Source organism: Loigolactobacillus zhaoyuanensis (assembly GCF_003946385.1).
Taxonomy (GTDB): Bacteria; Bacillota; Bacilli; order Lactobacillales; family Lactobacillaceae; genus Loigolactobacillus; species Loigolactobacillus zhaoyuanensis.
In genome coordinates this window covers 19,021-40,102 of record NZ_RHOE01000012.1, presented here as the reverse complement: position 1 = coordinate 40,102, position 21,082 = coordinate 19,021, and the positions used below count along the sequence as shown (strand labels likewise).

At 42.3% G+C, this 21,082-nt stretch carries 20 protein-coding genes; 7 read left to right on the top strand and 13 right to left on the bottom strand.

What is annotated here, in order from left to right; translation table 11 throughout:
• Positions 1-4: 4 nt before the first annotated feature.
• Genes EKM76_RS04265 through EKM76_RS04250 form a run of 4 tightly spaced genes read right to left on the bottom strand, consistent with a single transcriptional unit; the run spans position 5 to position 3,394 of the window.
• The gene (locus tag EKM76_RS04265) at positions 5-673 is read right to left on the bottom strand and encodes an ABC transporter permease (protein ID WP_125549459.1); all 669 of its coding nucleotides are present in this window, start codon (positions 671-673) and stop codon (positions 5-7) included.
• Positions 673-1,602, bottom strand: a complete 930-nt coding sequence (locus EKM76_RS04260) for an osmoprotectant ABC transporter substrate-binding protein (protein WP_125549458.1) — start codon at positions 1,600-1,602, stop codon at positions 673-675. Before EKM76_RS04260 ends, EKM76_RS04265 begins: the two co-directional genes overlap by 1 nt.
• A complete protein-coding gene (locus EKM76_RS04255; protein ID WP_125549457.1) occupies positions 1,602-2,240 on the bottom strand; it encodes an ABC transporter permease in 639 nt (212 codons plus the stop codon). The genes EKM76_RS04260 and EKM76_RS04255 overlap by 1 nt, the downstream gene beginning before the upstream one ends.
• On the bottom strand, positions 2,237-3,394 hold the full coding sequence (locus tag EKM76_RS04250) for a betaine/proline/choline family ABC transporter ATP-binding protein (protein WP_125549456.1): 1,158 nt from the start codon (positions 3,392-3,394) through the stop codon (positions 2,237-2,239). Before EKM76_RS04250 ends, EKM76_RS04255 begins: the two co-directional genes overlap by 4 nt.
• 394 nt (positions 3,395-3,788) lie before the next feature.
• On the opposite strand from EKM76_RS04250, the gene EKM76_RS04245 reads away from it, so the two are divergent.
• The gene (locus EKM76_RS04245) at positions 3,789-4,229 is read left to right on the top strand and encodes an Hsp20/alpha crystallin family protein (RefSeq protein ID WP_125549455.1); all 441 of its coding nucleotides are present in this window, start codon (positions 3,789-3,791) and stop codon (positions 4,227-4,229) included.
• Positions 4,230-4,435: 206 nt separating this feature from the next.
• Here EKM76_RS04245 and EKM76_RS13410 read toward each other — a convergent pair whose 3' ends face one another.
• Positions 4,436-4,597, bottom strand: a complete 162-nt coding sequence (locus EKM76_RS13410; RefSeq protein ID WP_164507581.1) for a hypothetical protein — start codon at positions 4,595-4,597, stop codon at positions 4,436-4,438.
• A 181-nt stretch (positions 4,598-4,778) separates the two neighbouring features.
• Between EKM76_RS13410 and EKM76_RS04240 the strand changes: the two genes are divergently transcribed.
• Positions 4,779-6,089, top strand: a complete 1,311-nt coding sequence (locus tag EKM76_RS04240; protein WP_125549454.1) for a hemolysin family protein — start codon at positions 4,779-4,781, stop codon at positions 6,087-6,089.
• 53 nt (positions 6,090-6,142) lie between these two features.
• On the opposite strand, the gene EKM76_RS04235 is transcribed toward EKM76_RS04240, so the two are convergent.
• The 8 genes from EKM76_RS04235 to EKM76_RS04205 all read right to left on the bottom strand — a co-directional run bounded on the left by EKM76_RS04235 (position 6,143) and on the right by EKM76_RS04205 (position 14,878).
• Entirely contained in the window at positions 6,143-7,750 is a 1,608-nt protein-coding gene (locus EKM76_RS04235) for a BCCT family transporter (protein ID WP_263853675.1), read from the bottom strand.
• A gap of 161 nt (positions 7,751-7,911) precedes the next feature.
• On the bottom strand, positions 7,912-8,034 hold the full coding sequence (locus tag EKM76_RS13770; RefSeq protein WP_263853674.1) for a hypothetical protein: 123 nt from the start codon (positions 8,032-8,034) through the stop codon (positions 7,912-7,914).
• Positions 8,035-8,190: 156 nt separating this feature from the next.
• Entirely contained in the window at positions 8,191-8,742 is a 552-nt protein-coding gene (locus tag EKM76_RS04230) for a sugar O-acetyltransferase (RefSeq protein ID WP_125549476.1), read from the bottom strand.
• A gap of 465 nt (positions 8,743-9,207) precedes the next feature.
• On the bottom strand, positions 9,208-9,768 hold the full coding sequence (locus EKM76_RS04225) for an NUDIX hydrolase (RefSeq protein ID WP_164507580.1): 561 nt from the start codon (positions 9,766-9,768) through the stop codon (positions 9,208-9,210).
• 74 nt (positions 9,769-9,842) lie between these two features.
• Complete coding sequence (locus tag EKM76_RS04220) at positions 9,843-11,237, bottom strand: Na+/H+ antiporter NhaC family protein (protein WP_125549451.1); 1,395 nt, start codon at positions 11,235-11,237, stop codon at positions 9,843-9,845.
• 430 nt (positions 11,238-11,667) lie between these two features.
• Positions 11,668-12,321 carry a TetR/AcrR family transcriptional regulator gene (locus EKM76_RS04215; RefSeq protein WP_125549450.1) on the bottom strand — a complete coding sequence of 218 codons (654 nt, stop codon included), beginning with the start codon at positions 12,319-12,321 and terminating at the stop codon, positions 11,668-11,670.
• Between the two features lie 18 nt (positions 12,322-12,339).
• Positions 12,340-13,959 carry an ABC transporter permease gene (locus tag EKM76_RS04210; protein WP_125549449.1) on the bottom strand — a complete coding sequence of 540 codons (1,620 nt, stop codon included), beginning with the start codon at positions 13,957-13,959 and terminating at the stop codon, positions 12,340-12,342.
• A complete protein-coding gene (locus EKM76_RS04205; RefSeq protein WP_164507579.1) occupies positions 13,949-14,878 on the bottom strand; it encodes an ABC transporter ATP-binding protein in 930 nt (309 codons plus the stop codon). The genes EKM76_RS04210 and EKM76_RS04205 overlap by 11 nt, the downstream gene beginning before the upstream one ends.
• A gap of 366 nt (positions 14,879-15,244) precedes the next feature.
• On the opposite strand from EKM76_RS04205, the gene EKM76_RS04200 reads away from it, so the two are divergent.
• The 5 genes from EKM76_RS04200 (at position 15,245) to EKM76_RS04180 (ending at position 20,940) form a co-directional block, all read left to right on the top strand.
• On the top strand, positions 15,245-16,597 hold the full coding sequence (locus EKM76_RS04200; RefSeq protein WP_125549448.1) for an FAD-dependent oxidoreductase: 1,353 nt from the start codon (positions 15,245-15,247) through the stop codon (positions 16,595-16,597).
• Positions 16,598-16,736: 139 nt separating this feature from the next.
• Entirely contained in the window at positions 16,737-17,597 is an 861-nt protein-coding gene (locus EKM76_RS04195; RefSeq protein WP_125549447.1) for an aldo/keto reductase, read from the top strand.
• A 164-nt stretch (positions 17,598-17,761) separates the two neighbouring features.
• Positions 17,762-18,778 carry a hypothetical protein gene (locus EKM76_RS04190; RefSeq protein ID WP_125549446.1) on the top strand — a complete coding sequence of 339 codons (1,017 nt, stop codon included), beginning with the start codon at positions 17,762-17,764 and terminating at the stop codon, positions 18,776-18,778.
• Between the two features lie 235 nt (positions 18,779-19,013).
• Positions 19,014-19,886, top strand: a complete 873-nt coding sequence (locus tag EKM76_RS04185; RefSeq protein WP_125549445.1) for a hypothetical protein — start codon at positions 19,014-19,016, stop codon at positions 19,884-19,886.
• Positions 19,879-20,940, top strand: a complete 1,062-nt coding sequence (locus EKM76_RS04180; protein WP_125549444.1) for a hypothetical protein — start codon at positions 19,879-19,881, stop codon at positions 20,938-20,940. The genes EKM76_RS04185 and EKM76_RS04180 overlap by 8 nt, the downstream gene beginning before the upstream one ends.
• Positions 20,941-21,082: the final 142 nt, after the last annotated feature.

Sequence of the window (21,082 nt, the reverse complement as noted above, 5' to 3'; positions counted from 1 at the left end):
TAACTTACGCTTGCTTTGCTTTGCGTGTACTTGGATCAAAACGTTTCTCGAAGAAACCAAGCACTAAGTCAGCAATGATTGCCATCAACGCCGTTGGTAACGCACCCGCTAAAATAATTGCGCCACCATTTGTTGCGTTGGTCCCGCGGATGATGATATCACCGAGGCCGCCAGCACCGACAAATGAACCAATTGCCGTAATCCCGATCGCCAAAACTAGCGCATTACGTAAGCCGGCCATGATGACAGACAATGATAAAGGTATTTCGATCAGCCGTAACACCTGGATTCGCGTCATGCCCATTCCTTTACCTGCATCTAACACATCGCGGTTCACGTTGACCATTCCTGTATAGGTGTTCTTAATGATCGGTAATAATGCGTAAAAGAAGACAGTGACGATGACCGTGTTTACGCCGAGACCTAAGCCCAACATAATAATCGATAACATTGCTAATGACGGAATCGTTTGGATCACATTAGCGATACCGATCACCCATCCGCTGAGTTTACGATAACGAGCAATCAGAATGCCGATCGGAATGCCAACAATTGCCGCTAGCAGCACACCATAAATTGAAATCAAAAAGTGACGACTAAACTGCTCCAGCACATACATGCCATTATGCGCAAAATAATAAGCTAATTGTTCTAACACATTCATGCTCTGCATTAATCATCGCTCCTTTCAAAATAGTTATGCTGCTTAAGGAAATTCCGTGCGACGACAGCTGGTTCTTGTAAGTTGTTATCAACTTGATAGTTTAGCTTTTGCATCGTCTTCAATGGAAATTTGCCATCTAAACGGCGTAAAATCCCCTTAAGCTGCGGATGCCGCTTCAACGCTGAATCGTTGACGACCACACTGGCTTCATAAGGTGGAAAATAATGCAGGTCATCCTTCAACAGTTTTAAATTGTAGCTGCCGATACGACCATCAGTTGAATAACCAAGGACCGCGTCCATTTTACCGCTAGCTAAAGCGTTATAAACTAGACCGATCTGCATGGGGTAAACTCGGCCAAAGCTAAAGCCATACTGCTTTTGGAAATCATCATAGCCGTCCCCTTTACGATTCATCCAAATCTGATCAATACCCACTTTCATGCTGGGTGCAACTTCTTTTAGATCACTGACGGTATTTAAATTATGTTCCTTAGCAAACTTTTGCGTCACCATGAATTGGTACGTATCCGCAAAGCCGTAGCTCGGAAAATAAGTCATATGGTATTTATCTTTAAATTCTTTACGCACAATTTGATCGACCTTGGCCGGATCAGTTTCGCCTGATTCATTAAGGATCGTCTGCATGTCCGTCCCATTATAACGAATCGCAGTTAGGTCAGCATCGCCACGCTTTTGTGCTTGAAAACTAACTGTACCCGATCCTAAATTACTAATAACAGCAGTATTCAAGTCAGAATAGTGTTCGATCATTTGTTGAATGACGGCAGCCATGATCTGCTGCTCTGTCGTATTTTGTGCCGCAATTTTAACGGTATCCTTACTGCTACTACTTAAGCCAGGAAAACCGCAACCGGATAGTACCGTGACTAGCGACAGAAAGAGTAGCGTTAATTTAAATAGTTTGTGCTTACGCATTAGTGACTCCCCTCCTGTTTCGTTCGCGGCGTCAGTAACGACTCCAATCGACCCAGCAGAAAATCAACGATCAACGCTAAAATAATCACCGGAATCGAACCACCTAAAATCAGGTCAGGCCGGTATAAATTTAACCCATTGAAAATGAAATCCCCAAGACCGCCGGCACCAATATAGGAAGCTAATGCAGTCCAGGCAATAACATAAGTGGCAGACAACCGAACACCCGCCATGATCACCGGTGCCGCCATCCGTAACTCAACCTGTAGGATCGACTGTAAATTGCTCATACCCATCCCTTTAGCCGCATCGCGCAATGTGGGATCGACATTTTCCATCCCCAAATAAGTATTACGTAAAATTGGCAATAATGAGTAGATAAATAGCGCAACGATCGCTGGCAAAGCCCCAATACCAAAAAGTGGGATCATCATCGCCAACAAAGCCATTGCTGGCACCGTTTGTAGCACACTGGCTAGGCCAATAGTAAAACCGGCAACCTTTTTATACCGAGTTAATAAGACACCTAATGGAATCGCCACGATCACACCTAAAAATAGTGCAATTGCAGAGATATAAATATGCTGCCAAGTTTTTAATAGTAACTGGCCGCCAAATTCTTGGAAAAATGCGATCACGCTTTGTCACCTGCCTCGGTATTATCCGGCTTGTCTGATTCACCCCAAAGCGCGTCATAAACCATATCAACTAAAGTCGCCCGAGTAACGATCCCAACTAAATGATGATCGTGATCAATAACGGGGACGTTTTTAAAGCCGCGTTTCAAAATCCGCTCAACTGTATCACGAATAACTGAATCTTCCTTAACGTAGAAGATATTCCGATCCATGATATCACCGATTTCTTTACCCGTACCGTAAAATTGGTTGATTTGTTCAATGCCAACAAAGCCGCGCAAAACGCCGTCATCATCAGTTACTAACAATGTATCAACACGCTTGGTATGCATTTCGCCCAACGCTTCTTTTAAAGTCTGGGTTTCACGGGCCGAAACCGCCTTGGTCGCAACCTGACCAACAGTAGTAATACTTGGTCGCGCTTGAATCAAGCGTTCTTGACCAATCAAACTTTCAACAAATTCATTTTCTGGATGACGCAAAATATTATCTGGCGTGTCCACCTGAATTTGCTTACCGTGCGACATAATAACGATCCGTGTTGCCAACGTTAAAGCCTCATCCATATCATGGGTCACAAAAATAAACGTTTTGCCTAAACGTTCCTGTAGATCCTTGACCAGATCCTGCAACGATTCACGCGTGATCGGATCCAATGCACCAAAGGGCTCATCCATTAAAATAATATCTTGATCCGCAGCTAATGCCCGAACTACCCCGATCCGCTGTTGCTGACCACCAGATAATTCAGCTGGATAACGATCCAAATAGTCCTCTGGTAATTCAGCTAATTTGATCATTTCTACTGCTTTTTCGTTACGCTTCGCTTCAGACCACTTTAGTAATTTGGGTACTAAAGTAATATTTTCGCGAATCGTCATGTGTGGCATCAAGCCCACGTTCTGGATCACATAACCGATTTTACGTCGTAACTTTACTGGATCCATTTTAGCGATGTTTTCGCCGTTAATTTTAATCGTTCCGGAAGTTTGATGAAGCATCCGATTGATCATCCGCATTGTGGTGGTTTTACCTGAACCAGATGTCCCGATAAAACAAATAAATTCACCTTTTTCAATCTCCAAATTAAAATCATCTACTGCTTTGTTGCCGTTATAAATCTTGTTCAAATGCGACATTGTTAGTAATGTCATTTGCTCATCACCTTCTTTTAGAATCATGTCTCTATAATGGTAAACATACTTTCAATCTAATTGCAAAAATATATGCCGTTATTTGCACTATAAAGTAGCTTAATTTTATTACAGTGATTGCTTATGCAACTCGGCTAACTATCCCTACTAATCCTATTCACTTAAGCTTTAAACACGACGAATCATTCTGATTGTACCTGCTTATATTGCCTACTAACTAATTTTCGAGTTACTTCACAATATATCTATTATCCTTGAACTAAAAAATAAATGCAAATTAGCACTCTGAATCATTGAGTGCTAATTACTAGCATTTTGACCAACTTTGACTATAATAGAATTTGTAAGGTAATCAAGTATTACTAAACAAAAAAATTAATTGGAGGCTTTTGTTATGGCAAATGATTTAACGAATCGGCAAAATGACTTGATGGACTTAGGTACAGGTCGCTTCTTCAATCGGCTAGCGCATAGCTTCTTTGACGACGCTTTCCAATTTCCAGAGTTCGACGACACCATGCGGACAGATATCAAAGAAAGTGATCAGGCCTATCACGCAACCATTGATTTGCCTGGAATTGATAAAAAGAACCTGCAAATCGATTATCAAAACGACGTCTTAACCGTTAGCGCTAAAAACGAGCAAAACACTGATGAACGCGATAAAAATGATCAGTTAGTCCGGCGCGAACGGCACTACGGTCAATTTTCACGGCAATATCAACTGCCTAACGTGGATCAAGCTAAAATCACTGCGAAATATGACGACGGCGTCTTAAAGATCACTTTACCAAAATCAGCTAACGCGACTAAACATCAAATCGAAATTCAATAATTTGTCATCAAGAGACTGTAACATAAGTGAAATTATGTCGCAGTCTCATTTTTATTGCCGAACATTATAGCTTAAACGTGTGCCATAAGACCGCTCCCTCCGCTTAGCTACGATCGTCAAATAATCCACTACGTGTATTATTCGTCAATCTAGGCTAATGCTCAGGAGCTGACCGTCTTATGGCACACTCTATTTGCCTATGTATTTTATAATTCTCGCGCAGCACTGATACTGGCGAGCAATGCGCCTGTGGCAGTCAGCATTAAGCTCAACCAATGGATCTCCTCAATATTGTGCGGTAAACAACTAATAAATAAGCCGACGAAAATCACTGCCAACCAAAAATCAAAACGTTTCAGAAATCGCATTATACTGCCTCCCGTTTAATTTGTTATTATCTAGCTTAACTAAAAATTAACAAATTAGAATCACGCTTATTAACGATTTTCATCTACGACTTTAGTGTGATAATTCTAGAAGTGGCGTAATTGCAATAAATCCGCTAAACTATATGGTAACTTAAATCTATAATTTGTTGGAGGAATCAGTGTGAGCTTATTAATTAATTGGTTGATCATTATTGTGGTCGGCTTTATTGCGGCAATTTTTGTTGCGGCAGAATTCTCAGTGCTTAAAGTTCGACCATCCTATTTAAAAGAATTGATCAATAACGGTAATCGCACCGCCAAAGTGGCACAAGGTTTACTGGAAAAACTTAATGACACACTTTCCACCACGCAGGTGGCGATCACTTTCACCGGAATTTTAATGGGGGCGATCGGTGAAAGTACACTGTCGGAAACAATCGTTCTACTTTTCGCTCAATTTGGCGTCAAGCTCCCAGAAAACTGGATACTTTCCACTGTCAGTATCATTATCCTAACTTACTTAGAAGTCGTTTTAACCGAACTAGTCCCTAAGTCAATGGCGATCGATCGGCCGAATAAAATCGTTCTATTGATCACTCGCCCCGTTAGCGGTTTCCAAAAAATTGCCTTCCCATTAGTTTGGTTCATGAATCTATCCGCTGCTGCCGTTTTAAAAGTACTCGGCTACACCGTGGCCACTGAAAGCGAAGATATTTTTACCCAAGCGGAGATCCTCGGTATCACTCGTGAGGCAGTGCGCGGCGGCACAATTGATTCTGCTGACGCTACTTTTATTTCACGTGGCTTCGACTTCAATGATCGCACCGCCAAAGACGTTATGATCGATCGTACTTCAGCCATTTTCATTAGTAATCAAGATGATGTTGCAACGGCTTACCAACGCTATTTAGAAACTGGCTTAACTCGTTTTCCGGTGATGCGCAACCAAAATCATGACCAAGTTTGTGGTTATCTTTACGCTTATGATTTAGCTAAACAAAACGCCATTGATGCCACCGTTTCAGTCCAAACATTGATTCGGCCGATCGCACATGTGCCAGAAGGTATGCTGATCAATGAAATTTACCGCATGATGGTACGAACTAAATCACCATTTGCCCTAGTTACCGATGAATATGGCGGTACAGCTGGTATCATCACCGATGAAGATATCAACGAAGAGCTCCTGGGTGATATCCAAGACGAAAATGATCGTGATAAAGATTACGTCCAGGCCCAAGACGACGGTAGTTATCGCGTCAATGGCAAAATTACACTAAGTGATTTTGAAGTTGCTTTTAAAGTCCGTATTCCCGCCTTAGAAGAAAGTAATGCCGTCACCTTATCCGGCTATTTATTAGAGCAACAGCCAACTATCGGTTTACATGAACAATTGATCGTACCACCTTTCAGCCTGACCGTCGCTGAAATTGGTGATAATCAGCATATTACTTGGATCACAGTAAGTAAGGCAACGGAAAAAGAAGATTGATTTAAAAAGAGCTTAGTGAATGTATATATTCACTAAGCTCTTTTTGGACACTTTTAGTATCTAATTGGTGCGATGCCGCTATGTTGGACTTTACGCTGCTGCTTATGCCGCAACTGTTGGACTTGCATTTCAGCATCATGCTCTAAGCCAGCCCGCGTCCGCTTTGTCGCATAGACAGTCTGATCAGCCCGTACCATTTGTACGGTTGAGCCCAGCAACAGAATACAGACAAAAATCAACGGTAAACCGGCTAAGGTACAAATCGTTTGTACGGTTTTAAAACCGCCAACAACGACGATCCCCATTGAGAAGAGAATGAAAACACCGACCCAGATCATCCGATTGAAGCGGCTGGGTTCTTGGCCTGCTTTCAATTTCAAGCTAGTCAATGAAGAAACGATAAAGGCTGAAGATGAGATCGTTGTGGCCAGGAAAATAAAGCAAGATAAGCTATAGAAAATCAAAACCGCTACCTTAAATGGTAAGGTGCTCAATACTTTAGCGATAACTGCGGCTTGACCTTGGGTATTTAAGATCTGGACCAAATTAATAACGCCGCTATGCTGCAAATACAGCGAATAGCCACCTAAAATGGCGTAGAAACTCATGCAACCTAAAGCACCGAAAACGAGCATGCCCACGATAATTTGCCGAATCGTGCGTCCTTTAGAGATTTTGGCGATAAATAACCCAGTAAATGGCATATATGATAACCACCAGCCCCAATAAAAAATCGTATTGGCATTGGTCACAATGGCATTTTTCCCAACTAAACCTGTGCTTAGTGGAATAAAGCGACTGACTAGGTGGCCCAGATTACCGAGCTCCAATTGGCTTATAAACTTAGTTGGCCCTAACAACAAAACAAAGGCTAAAAAGCCCACCGCCGTCCAAATATGTGCTGCACTCAAGCGATCAATACCGCCTTCTAAGCCAGCAAACACAGTAACTGCAAATAAAACAAATAAAATCGCAAATAAGGCTAATTTCAGCATGAAGTTATCGGGAACACCGGTAAAACTGTGGACTACCGTTGCTAAAATCGGAATCTCCAGCCCAACCGATGAGCCAATGCCACCCATAATACCAACAACCACTAAAAAGTCGACAAATGTGCGCAACATTTTTTTGTAGCCTTGTTGACCGTCAAGCAAGGTAATAGCTTCACTCAAGCGTTGCACTGAACGATGCTTATTGTACATCGCATAACCGATCGCAATCGTTGCCGAAGCAAACATCATCCACGCCATCGGACCCCAATCAAACTGGCCAAACATACTAGCATCTAAATAGGCTAAGTGTGAAAATGGCTTAACGTTAAAAGCGGGATGAGCAACAGCCCGCAATGGATCGACCATACTTAACATTAAAATGCTGGCGTCGATCGCCGTTGCAAAAACCATACTTCCCCATTGAAAATTATTATACTTGGGTTTGTCGGTCGCTTTGCCAAGACGAATACGACCAAAGTGGCTACTAGCTAAGTAAACAAAGAAAACGAAGTTCAGAATATATACACCGAAGAATAGCCAGCCCATGTTAGTCGTAATACCAGTCATTACGCTAGCTAACCAACGCTGAACTGAATGACCGCCAAGCAGTAAAATCAGCGACATTAACACGAAGAGACTTACAGTTGGTACAAAAACGGTTCGATCAATTTGTTTTGCTTTTAAAATTATAAACCTGCGCCTGAAAACACGTCCACAACTGGCGTGCCCTAGAGGAAAATTACTGATTCGTCCTGGTGTTGTCGCAAAGTGTCTGCACTTTACTGACAAACTATAGCTTGGTTATCCGCCATGCTTCCAGTCCCCAGTCGTTAATTCCCGGATTCATCCTTGATCACCGGTACATATAGTGCCACGCGAGGTTGCCCCCGTTCTAGGTGAGTTTCAGTCGCAGTATTGCCTTCTTTCTTTTTTTTGGAATTAAGATTACTCATTTAAAATGAGCTCAAGGAATTCGTGACCTTTTGCAGAGTGCTAAAAAAGGCGCTTAGATTATAGAACATAACCTAGCTTGCTAATAAGATTCGCATAGCGAATCGTTTAACAAGCGTAGTTATGTGGAATAATCTGCCTTTTTTGGCACTCTCTAATTAAAGCTGTTTAATCACACGCGCTGGATTACCGGCGATCACGACCTTATCTGGAAATGATTTTGTCACAACAGAACCTGCACCGACAACGACTTCATTCCCTAGCGTCACACCAGGCAACACCGTCACGCGGCCGCCAAACCAGCAGCTATTGCCGATCGTGATCGGTGCACCCATTTCAATATCAGCATCACGCCGCGCTGCATCTAAAGGATGAATCGGCGTGTATAGCCCAATATTCGGGCCAAAATAGCAATGATGACCAATCGTGATCGGGCATGTGTCCAAAAACGTCATATCATAGTTACCGTAAAAGTGATCGCCGATATGAATATTAAAGCCATAATCAAACTTAAATTCACTTTCGACGAAAAAGTCTTCCCCAGTATCCGCTAATAACGCTTTGAAACGCTGATTACGTTCTGCATTGTCGTCAATTAGGTTGATTTCTTTTAACTGCCGCCGAATCATTTTCCGGCGTTCGATCAATTCAGGATCAAATTGTTGGTAAACTTCGCCGGCAGTCATTTTTTCGCGCTCTGTTTTTTTCATCATACTATCATTTTACCATACTTCCAACTAAATGTTTAGGCTTGCAGAAAAGCGTGACGCCAAGCTCAAAATCAAACCGGTGATTTCCATGGGAATCGCCGGTTATCAGGAAATATTTACATAAATAGCTATCATTGTCTATGAAAAAATATAGCTTAAGCTGATCACCTATTTACTCCACAATATTAGAAAAAAATCCGGCATACGACTAAATTTTTCTATAAAAATATAGTGCCAGCAACTAGCTTAATTATGTAGATCACTTTTTCTAATCACAAAATGGTGGCCGCGGCTGACTTATGCAGCACGGCCTAAAATGTTCAGAAAATAAAAAAAGATTACACCATAATTATTATCTGTGGTGTAATCCTAGATCAGTAAAATTCATCATTAACTTTATTTTAGTTTTTAAAACTAATTCGATCAATCTGCTAAACTAGTGGCCAGCGCAACTGTCTAAAAAAACTAATTAGCTTGACAAAAGGCCAAATAATAGCTGACCGCCGCAACAGTTTGCGCTGATTGTACAGTTCCGTTTTTGATCAGTTTAACCAGCTCAGTTAAGGGTATCAATTGGCTATTAACAAATTCATCAGCGTCGAAGTGCGTTGCCACTCGCTCAGTAGCGTCAATGCGCGCTAGGACCAACGTTACCCGTTCATCAGTGAAACCTTCCGATGAAGCCACAGTCGTCAGTTCTTGTAGGTTATGCGCCACGTAGCCAGTTTCCTCGCTTAGCTCACGGGGAGCGGCTGCTAAGGTATTTTCGCCCTCATTTAGTAAGCCTGCTGGTAGCGCAATACTTTCTTGATTGAAGCCCGAGCGATATTCGGTATTGATGACTACTTGCTGATCGGCTGTTAGTGCTAGAATTGCCACCGCAGGCCGATGTAAAATAACATCCCGCGTTACCGTCATTTGATCCGGCGTTTTAATTTGACGCTGGACTAAATCAAAAATATAACCGTGATAAATGTGTTTCTCAGTTTGAATTTGGCCAACTTGACCAGCATTCTTTAGATGCATCAGCGATCAACCTTCTTCTATTGTAGTAAAAACTGCCCAGCCGCACTAATGCGTTTGGACAGCAGCTGATTCTATTATAGCGAGTTTGCTGCTACTTTGAAACGTTGCAACCCGATCCCCGCAAAACCACTGATCAGTGACATTACTGGGCAGAGTAAACTGAAGAACACAAACGGTAAGTACTCAATAGTCGGAATGCCCAACGTATTGGCTAAGAACACGCCACCGACACCCCATGGTACCAAGTAATTGATGACCGTACCGCCATCCTCTAAGACGCGGCCTAAAGCTTCATCGCTTAAGCCACCTTGATTAAAGGCCTTTTTAAACGCTCGCCCTGGTAAAATAATTGATAAAAATTGTTCGCCAACAAATAAGTTAACGCCAATACAAGCTGCTAAGCCAGCCAAAATTAACTTGCCATTACTATTTAAATGCTGTGCAATTGGTGTCATTACGGCCTCGATCAAACCAAATTTCACCAATAAACCACCTAATGATAGCGTCAATACAATTAGCGCAACCGTCGGCATCATGCTGACGATACCGCCACGGGATAATAATTTATCGACACCCGCGTTACTAGTATGGGCCACAAAACCGTCGGTGATGATCGTCGCTAAATTTTTCAAACCTAAATGTGGCTGCTCAACAAATAATAGACCGGCGGTGACAAAAACATTGAGTAACATCGTTGGAATGGCGGGCACTTTAAACGCAGCACAAGCAAACACTAAAATAATCGGGATCAATGCCCAAAATGAAACTGTGAAGTGCTGATTCAAGATCCCAACGGTTTGTTGAATGCGATCTAGGCTAGCATTGGTACTTGTATGCCCCAAAAAGCTAAAAATAATCAACGTGATCCCACCAGCGGGTAAAATCGACCAGTATAAGTTGCGCATATGGGTGAACAGATCAATATCAACAACGGCCGCGGCTAAATTATTGGTTTCTGATAATGGTGATAACTTATCACCCATGATCCCACCGGAAATGATCGCACCGGCTACCATTGCTGGATTTAAATTCATCGTCATTCCCATGCCGAAGAAAGCTAAACCGACCGTTGACGCGACGGTAAAGGTACTACCAACAGCGGCCCCAACTAAGGCACAAACCACAAACACAGATGGTAGGAACCAGCGGACGCTGATCAATTTAAAACCGACTACCATCAAGGTTGGAATGGTCCCGGCAGCGATCCAAGTACTGATCATCGCGCCAATCAAGATAAAAATAAAAATCGGGATGATCCCTTTCTCAATGCCTTCTGCAATGCCGACATTGACGGTTGCCCAATCAGAGTGACGCCACTTAGCCCACACCATGACCAAACTCATCGCCAGCATCACCGGCACTTGTGGTGATAAACCAAAGCCGATCACGCCAACCCCCATCACTGCTAAAACAATGATCAATACGATCAGTGCTTCGGTGAAACTTAATTTTTTCATTTTATTCTGCATAATTTTTGTTCTCCTGTCTTTCATCGTTTAGTTAAACTGACTTTGTTGAACCACTGGTCAGTTTCAATAACGCGCCTTACCACCGCAGTGTTGTTGCATCACGTTTACTTCCCCTCAAAATTAAGTATAAAAAAAGTCCCTGCCGCAAAATAAATTGCAACAGGGACGACAAATGCCGTGGTACCACCCAGATTGAGCCTAGAGCTCCACTCTGCAAGCGAGTATCGGCGCTTGAATGCCGTTTGAACCCAGAACGGTATTTGGTTAACTTACCCTGATCGGTTCGCAGCAACCACCGACTTTCTGACACCCAGATAAATTAACTACTTTTTGTTCTGCATCGTTCACATGATATAAAGTAACTGTAGCCTATCATCTAAAATCAAGGCTGTCAATCGCAAATTTATTTCAAGCGCGCTAGTAATTAGCTTCAAGCGCGCTCGCTTAAAATACCGTGTTCAACTACACCAATATATTTTTTGGCATGAGCAATAATTTCGTCAAACTCATTCAGCGTTGCCTGCGGATTTTTCTTCATGAATAGCTTAGTTTCTTTTTCAATTTGCCCCATTACTGCATTCATCATGATCATAATGGTCTGCTGATCTATCTCTGGCCGTAACGGCAGGCGGTCCAATACTGGCGTAACCAACCGAGCCAGATTATTTTTAGTTGCACTTTGATAAATGCCTTTAATAGCGGCCTGCACTTCTGCTGGCGCTTGATCGGCGCTAACATAACCATTCATCAACACACCAAATTCATCCGGATACTGCAATTCTAACGCAATTTTATATTTTGTGGCACGTACGATCATATCCACTAAATCATTGGCCTCGCGCCAAATACTGTAATCCGCCACTGCTTCCATTTTATCGACTGCCTGTTGTAATGCCGCCACAAATAGGTGAGCCTTATTGCCAAAATAGCGAAAAACAATGCCTTTGGATACCGCTGCTTCATGAGCAATGACATCAGTTTTAGTGGCACGGTAGCCATAGATGGCGAAGTTATGCATTGCGCTGGCCAAAATTCGCGCAACCTTAGCGGGGTCCTTAGGAACTGTTGTGATGTCTTCAGTCATTAACCTGCTGCCTCCTGCTTAATTTTCAACCATATCTCTTCTTCTATAAAGCATAAACCCAATCACAAATAACGCAAATGCCAGCGCCACTAATGCTCCAGTCAGCGGCCATTGAACCTGCCGCAAGGGTACATTATTGATCCAACCGTAAGGCGTTAAATTCACGGCCCATTTAGGCAGATCCAATAAATTACCTAAATATAGGGAAATAAAACCATAGATCGGCACTAGCCAACTGATTGCTTGTAGCCGCGGTAATAGCCCGGCGAATACCGCACTAATACCCACTGTAACCAACAATGCCGGCAGGTAGCCATAGAAAGCACGTAAAAAACGGCTTAGTGGAATCGGTGTATCCATCACTGACTGCCCTGCAGCGTACATCCCGATAACGCCCAATAACAGGCTTAAGCTTCCAGTAATCAGGGCTAATACAACATAGCTGCAATATAGATGCAACCGGGAAATTGATTTAGCATGGATCTGTTCCAACCAACCTTTACGTTCATCACCGTTAAGTTTCAGAATGATTTGCATGGCCGGTATCGTACTTAGCACCACAAATACAATTGCTAATAACGCTGCAAAGTTTAAAATAACGGTTTGCGTGGCCGCATTCACCGCTTTGCTACCCATTAATTGAGCCACCATTGGATTAGTTTTCATAATATCGCCAACAGTTCCAAAAATTGAACCATAGCTGGCGCCTAAAACAAACAGGCCAATTAGCCAAACAATAAAGCTAGTCCGTTCTAGCCGGAAAATCAAAGTCAATGGCCCTGCCAACAATGCCGACGCCTGCTTACGTCCAGGACGTGTGGCAATTAAGCCAGCGGTCACATCACGATGTGCATAGGCGTAAAATGTGGCACCAATCACTAATAGCGCTACGCCAAGCATTGCCAACACTGGCCACCAGATATTTTGATCATAAACCGATAATTTCTCGATCCATCCAAACGGTGACCACCAAGTATAGTCAGGGTTCGTGACGTCAGTCAGCATACGGACTAAAAATAAAATGGCTAACACCAAATAACTTAAAATTGTGGCGCCACGGGCATTATCACTTAGTTGAGCCATCAACAAAGAAAAAACACCGAACATAAAACCAACTGCAGCTAGTCCAAGGCCAAATAGCCAACTACCAGCTGCATTTGCCCCAGTCATATTAGCAGCAATTAAACTGAGCGACTCTAAAATACCGATCACTAAATTGATGATCAAAAGTTCTAGTGTAGCCGCCAATAATGGTGCGTATTTACCGACCGCATGAGCACGGACTAACTCCAAGATACCGTTATCTTCTTCTGCGCGCGTTGCTTTGACCGCAAAATAAATATTCATTATTGCCATGAATAAGCCCATGAATACCATCATTTCCATCGCAAAGATAAGCGCCACGTTATAAGGCTGTTGTGCGGTAAAAGGACCAAACATCGAAATCATTGCCGGTGTTTTTAGTGTCGCCACAATTGAATTCATTGCCGCTTTGGTGCCATATAGGCCATCAAACTTACCACCACCAATACCCATCAAGCCAACGAGACCAATTAACCAAATTAAAATTTTGAGCCAGTCTCGTCGTAAATAAAAGCGCGTTAGGTAGCCGGTCTGACTAAAGTTATTATTGTGCATCGCGTTTCACCTCTTGACGGTCATCATTGTAATAACGTAAAAAGAGATCTTCCAGCGTTGGCGGTGTGCTTTGTAAACTAATAATTTCTTTAGCGGCTAAAGCTGCCATAACTGGACTCATTTGGTCAGAATCGACCGCAAATGAAATTTTATTTACTTCACTAGAATCTACCTTAATATCATGAACCCCAGCTAACTGACTAATATCATTCGGTGCTTGTTTAGTTTGTACCTGAACGACCGTCCGAGTAAGGTGACGCATCTCTTCCAATGAGCCAGTTTCAATGATCCGTCCTTGGCGAATAATACCAATGCGATCACACATCCGTTCCACTTCCGATAAAATATGGCTGGACAACAAAATACTTTTACCAGCCTGTTTTAGCGCCAACACATTTTTTTGGAAAATCTCTTCATTCAATGGATCTAAGCCTGAAGTGGGTTCGTCAAAAATATATAGATCGGCTTCAGTTGAGAAAGCAGCGATCAAGGCTACTTTTTGCCGATTGCCTTTGGAATAAGTTCTCGTTTTCTTAGTTGGATCTAATTCAAATTGCTTGATCAATGTATCTGTTTTGGCTGAATGCTTTTGGTGATTTAACTTTAAAAATAAATCGATCACTTCGCCACCAGTTAGATTAGGCCACAGATACACATCCCCTGGTACGTATGCTAAGCGCGTGTGAATTGCCACCGCATCGCGCCAAACATCCTGACCAAAAATTGTCGCCGCCCCGCCACTAGCGCGTAGGATCCCCAATAAGGTTCGAATGGTCGTCGATTTACCCGCACCATTGGGGCCAATAAAGCCAAAGACTTCCCCCTGACGTACAGCAAAGGTTATATCTTCCAGCGCAACCGTCTTACCAAACTTTTTTTGTAAATGTTCGATCTCAACTACATTTTCCACCATGATCATCGCTTCCTCCTCTGAAGTCACACCTACTAAATTCCCAGTACAATTGCCTTATTTATCATTTGTGCCATGAGTATAGGCTCTTTTGACTATACAGTCAATGACTAATCAGTCAATATATTTTTGTAAACGGACACTTTTTCAGCTACTGTTTATTTTTTTAGATTATTCTGCAGTTAGAATGAAATTTTATTTACACTAAATAAGTATTAAAGACCGTTTTTATAGTGTTTATTCGTAATTAATTGTGTAAAATTTATAATCATTATTATTAAGAAGTGGTTTTAATTTAGCACTAAATGGCTTATAATAAAAGCGTAGCCAAATTTATTTGGCTACCAATAAACTTCATAGGAGGTCAATATTTTTATGAAAGTAATCGTTGTAGGTTCATCACATGGTGGTTATGAAGCTGTTCGGGAAATTTTAGCCAATGACCCAACAACTGAAATTCAATGGTATGAAAAAGGTGATTTCTTATCCTTCCTTTCTTGTGGCATGCAATTATATCTTGAAGGTACCGTTAAGGATGTTAATTCCGTCCGCTACGCAACACCAGAAAAGATGCGCGCACAAGGTGTATCCGTTTATACACGCGAAGAAATCACTGCCATTGATCCACAAGCACACACCGTCCATGTACAAAATCATAATAATGAGACTGAACGAGAAGAAAAATACGACAAATTAATTCTTAGCGCCGGTGCAGTACCAGCAATGATACCTGTTCCCGGTAAAGATTTAGATAATGTTTACGCGATGCGTGGCCGCGATTGGGCAATTAAACTTAAGGCTAAAACAGTTGATCCTGACGTTAAAAACGTCGTCGTCATTGGGTCTGGTTATATCGGTATCGAAGCCGCTGAAGTTTTCGCTAAAGCTGGTAAGCACGTTACCGTGATCGACTTATTACCACGTCTATTGAGCCTATACTTGGACGCTGAATTTACTGACGTTCTAACCAAAGAAATGGCTGAACGTGATATCTATGCAGCAGTTGGCCAATCAGTTCAACGTTTTGAAGGTAATGCTGGTAAAGTCACTCAAGTTGTGACTGACCAAGCAACCTTCCCCGCTAATCTAGTGATCGAAGCGGCTGGGATCAAACCTAACACCGCTTGGCTCAAAGATACCCTTGAATTAGATGAAAAAGGCTTGATCAAGATCGACGAATATTTGCGGACTAGTCAACCCGATATCTTTGCGGTTGGTGACGCTACTTTGGTTCGTTTCGCTCCAACTGGTGGTTCAGCACGGATCGCTTTGGCAACCAATGCTCGCCGTCAAGGTCGGTATGCTGCTAAAAACTTAGTCGATGCTAAATATCCAGTACCTGCTGTTTCTGGTTCTTCTGCATTATCTGTTTTTGATTACAAATTTGCTTCCACTGGGATCAAGGAAGGTACTGCTGGTAATTATGGTGTCGCGACTAAATCCGTCTTCGTTACCGATACTTACCGGCCACCATTTGTTCCTGAAACTGCTGGTAATACAGAAGTATTGTTCAAGCTAACTTACGACCCTAAAAACGGTCGTGTGCTTGGTGCACAGATTATGTCAAAAGCTGACGTTACTGCTAACATCAATGCCATTTCACTTGCTATTCAAGGTAAAATGACGATCGATGATTTGGCTTACGCCGACTTCTTCTTCCAGCCTGGCTTTGATCGGCCTTGGAATATCATCAACGTTGCCGCTCAAAAAGCCCAACGCGAAAATTAATCTGAAAATAGCGCCCTTACCGGCGCTATTTTTGTTGTCCGCTATAAGGTTATGCTACTGTGAAAATAAATTTCACAACAAATACTGACTGCTTCACAGTGTTTATTGTTATAGTTATTATAGAAACGGAGTGATTATTTTGGTTCAACTAACTAAATTAACGGATACATTTACTTTGAATAACGGGACAAAGATCCCAATTGTTGGTTTTGGTACTTGGCAAACGCCTGATGGTACTGTGGCTAAGGAATCTGTTAAAGCAGCGATCGCAGCTGGTTATCGGCACATTGATACCGCTTTTGCGTATGGTAATGAGGCTAGTGTTGGTGCCGGCATTCGTGAAAGTGGCGTTAAGCGTGACGAATTATGGGTCACCTCAAAACTAACCGGTAACGATCACGGCTACAATAATACTAAAAAAGCGATCGATACTTCACTGAATAATTTAGGCCTTGATTACCTAGATCTTTACTTAATTCACTGGCCTAATCCAATTGCTTTTCGTGACGAATGGATCGAAGCTAATGCAGGTTCCTGGCGTGCCATGGAAGAAGCGCAAACAGCCGGCAAACTAAGAGCGATCGGTGTTTCTAATTTTCGGCCTAAGCATTTAGACGAACTACTTAAAACAGCAACGGTCGTTCCCCAAGTTAACCAAATTTTCTTAAACCCCAGTGATCTACAGTCTGAAGTTGTCGCCTACAACAATAACCACAACATCCTATCTGAGGCCTATAGTCCACTAGGTACTGGTAAGATTTTTGCTGTACCTGAATTGAAGACAATTGCGGAAAAATATCACAAAACAGTTGCCCAAGTTGTTTTGCGTTGGTCACTACAACACGGCTTTTTACCACTACCAAAATCGGTGCATGCCGAACGTATTCGTGAAAACACACAGTTATTCGACTTTGAATTAAGTTCTGCTGACGTTGCTGCCATTGATCAATTACACGGTGTCGCCGGCGTTGCAACTAATCCAGATACGATCACTTGGTAAATAAAAGCGTCTAGCTGACGCTTTTTTACTTGGCACTGATGGTTAAGAATATGCTTACAAAAAATAGTTATACAAATCACTAACAACGTGCTACGATGACGTCGTACGTTTTGGGGAACGTTCTCAGCAAACGTTTCTAATTACAAATTAAGGAGCTGGATATATTGAATAAGTTAAGTCGCAAAATCGTGACGTTGGCAGCTGCAGTCTTAATGGGCGGCTCAGTTGCAACGTTCTCTGCTGTTGGTGGCGCACAAGCCGCTACCGACAATAACCAAGTGGTATTGAAACAATTGGATACTGCACCACATGGTAAGCAAGCTTTCGCTGTGACCACAGTTGCTATGAAGGGTGACAAGATCGTCGCTGCCTACATTGATGAATTCCAATTCGTCAAAAAAGGCTCTGACGGCATGACCCCTGTTCCTAACAGCACTAAAGGTTTTGCTAAGGGTGTTAAGAATAAGCAAATGCTGATCTCAAAAGCAACTAATGATGAAGCTTATAGCGGTTTAATGAGGAAAGAAGTTAAAGCAACACAAGGTCGTGAACAGTCTCTAGAAGCAATTCAAAAATACACAGTTGGTAAAACAGCAGCACAATTAAATACAGCCCTAGCTAAAGACAAGAAAATGCAAGAGAAAGTTATTTCTGGCGCAACCTTGGCTGATACTAATGGTTATGTAAAATCAATTGCGCAAGCAGCGACTAAAGGTTATGTAACTAAGGGTATCGATGTGACTGATGACAACATTACTTTGAAACAAGTCGAAGCAGCACCCCATGGGACTGACTCATTTGGCGTTACCACTGTTGCTATGAGCGGCGATAAAGTTGCTGCTGCTAGCATCGATGAATTCCAATTTGTACCTAAAAAGGGCTTCAAGGGTGTTCCAAACAGCAACTCTGATTTCGGCAAAAATTATCCTAAAGGTAAAATCTTAATTTCTAAACAAGTTAATAATAAAGCTTATAGTGCTTTGATGAAGAAGGAAGCTAAAGCAACCAAACCACGGATGACTTCGATCAACGCTATCAACAAGTATGCCGCTGGCAAGACTGCTGATCAATTGAAGAATGACTTAAATGCTCATTCCAAGATGACTGATGTAGTTTCTGGCGCTACACTTGAAGACACTAACGGTTATGTGCAATCAATCGTTGATGCCATCAATAAATAATTATTCTTTGAAAAATCCCGCAAAATTTGTGGGATTTTTTTATTTCTGCTGCTTAAATTCCATTTTAGGACCAAGCTGCCCGCGTTTTCACCCTAACAAAAACGCGATAGCTTCATTTATGATGCTTAAAATAATTTGTTACAATTTTCTTAAATATATAAAGCTTTCCAAGATAGCGCTAAAAGCTGTAGAATGGTAGTAAGAGTAAAAATACATCGCTGGGGGGAATTTTTCCGTGGATATTGAAAAATCTTTGGACTATCAAAAACGGTTTTTTACGAACTTTGCGGCAGCTTGGCAAGATCATTCTGATCTTGATCTCTACCGTGGAATTGATGCAACCGCTGAGGCACTAAGGCTTGACCTCTCTGAAGTACCAGGCTATATTTTAGCGTACGATAAGCAAGCTCAATCTGAATTGCGTGCTTATTTGCAAAAAGGTCTAGTTGAATGGTTACAGACTTATATCCCATTCTTTGAAGTTAGCGCCGATGGCATCGTGATGTTCGGCGATTGGTATCATCGGCGACAATTTGGCGTACTTGATGTATGGACGCGCCAAATTATGCAATATTCCGATGCCGAGCGCCAGATCATACCTGATTTAGAGACTTACGCGGCTGATCCCAAGAATTATCTTAAAAAGCGCTTAGCTAGCTTGCACGATGACGCTTTTGCTGAGGCTGATCATTTACAAAGCCAGTTAGAAAAAGCAGAAGCAGCCGCAGTGGCTGAGCCCGACGCGCAAACACGTAGTAATCGCGATCGTAATAGTGGTGGCTTCAAAGGCTTAATGAAAAATTTCATTGATCAGCCAGAAGAAGGCGCGTCCCCACAAGCCAGCGGTGATACTAGCGAAGTGGCTAGCTTACAATCAAGTTTAAACGCGGCTCGTGCTGCAGCGCAAGCACGTTACGATGAAGAAAAACGGCAAATTCAAGTTGAAGCAGCCGTGACCAACTACGAATATCAAGCAATCATTAGTCAATATAGTTCCTTAAAACAATTTGAAAATTCGTTACAGCATATTGCTGATAGCTATATGGCTAGCTTAGCAGCTGGTCCACAATTGGCGACACAGAGGGAGAGTGACGACGACAATGCTTAATTTCAAACAACCACAATTACGCGATGTTATCGAAGCTCCCGCCGATATCGCCCAAGTACGTACGAATCTTGCCCGCTTGTATCAACAAAAACGGCAATTGTTAACTGATAAAGCACACTGGGCACATAACGATGCGGCTTTATTTGAAGCTGGTGCTAGCTATACCCGCTTATTTATGGATAAAATGTGGGAAGCTTTCAACGAAGATAAATTGATCGGCGATTCGGCACTGATCGAACATTTATGGCTACAAGTCGTGCAACAAGAACATGGCACCGCCGTGAATGTTAACTACGCTGATGAAGCTGGTGAAAATCATGTACTATTTGCGATCGACCAAGCCCTACACGTGCAGGCGCATCTGACGGCTCACGAGTTGCCGGTCTTAGCTGATATCACTGATGAAGCCCCTGATTATTTGATCAATGAAAAAATGTTCCCAGCGTTACTACAAATAATCAAATTATTGTATGCAGCCGATCTACGTTTCCGCTCACCTAAGGAAACCATTCTACAACCAGTTAATGATCTTCATTTTGGCGTTAAATTCCCTGATGCTAAAACCTTCACCGCCACGCTTAAAGTTAGTAACAACGTAGCAGTGCCCGTTAAGATCAATGTGGAAATTGGCCATTACGATGTTCGGAGTTTTCAAGTGGTTGACGAAACTGGCAACGACGTGACGACCATCGGTAAGCCCCATGTTTCTGCTAGCGGTACTTTCAGCTGGGAAGCACAGCACCTGCCTGAGTTGACTAATCAGACGTTAACGCTGACGGTCGAAGCAGTTGCCATTGACACACTACCTTGCCTAGATAACTTGTTTGTTATTGCTTCAGGTAATAATATTTTGATGCGTACCGGCGAACAAGTTGGTAGTTTCCAATTAGAGTTGCCAAACAAGCAGGAACTAGGTATCACCGTGAACTCGCAAGACGAAACCCTGACCCTACACTACCCTGATGCGGATACCCAAATTTATGAATTAGCCAAAACTTATTCATTCTTTGGCGAGTGGCTGGAAGCAACCTTAAAAACAGCGATCATCGTTTAATACTTAGCAAAAAAGTCCTTAACGTTAGGACTTTTTTGTTATCCAAATCGATAGCAAGCTGACATTAAACGTCATATTACTAAAAAAATAACGGTTAATGCGTTTAGGAAATCATCCTCGCGCATAACCGTTATTTTCTATT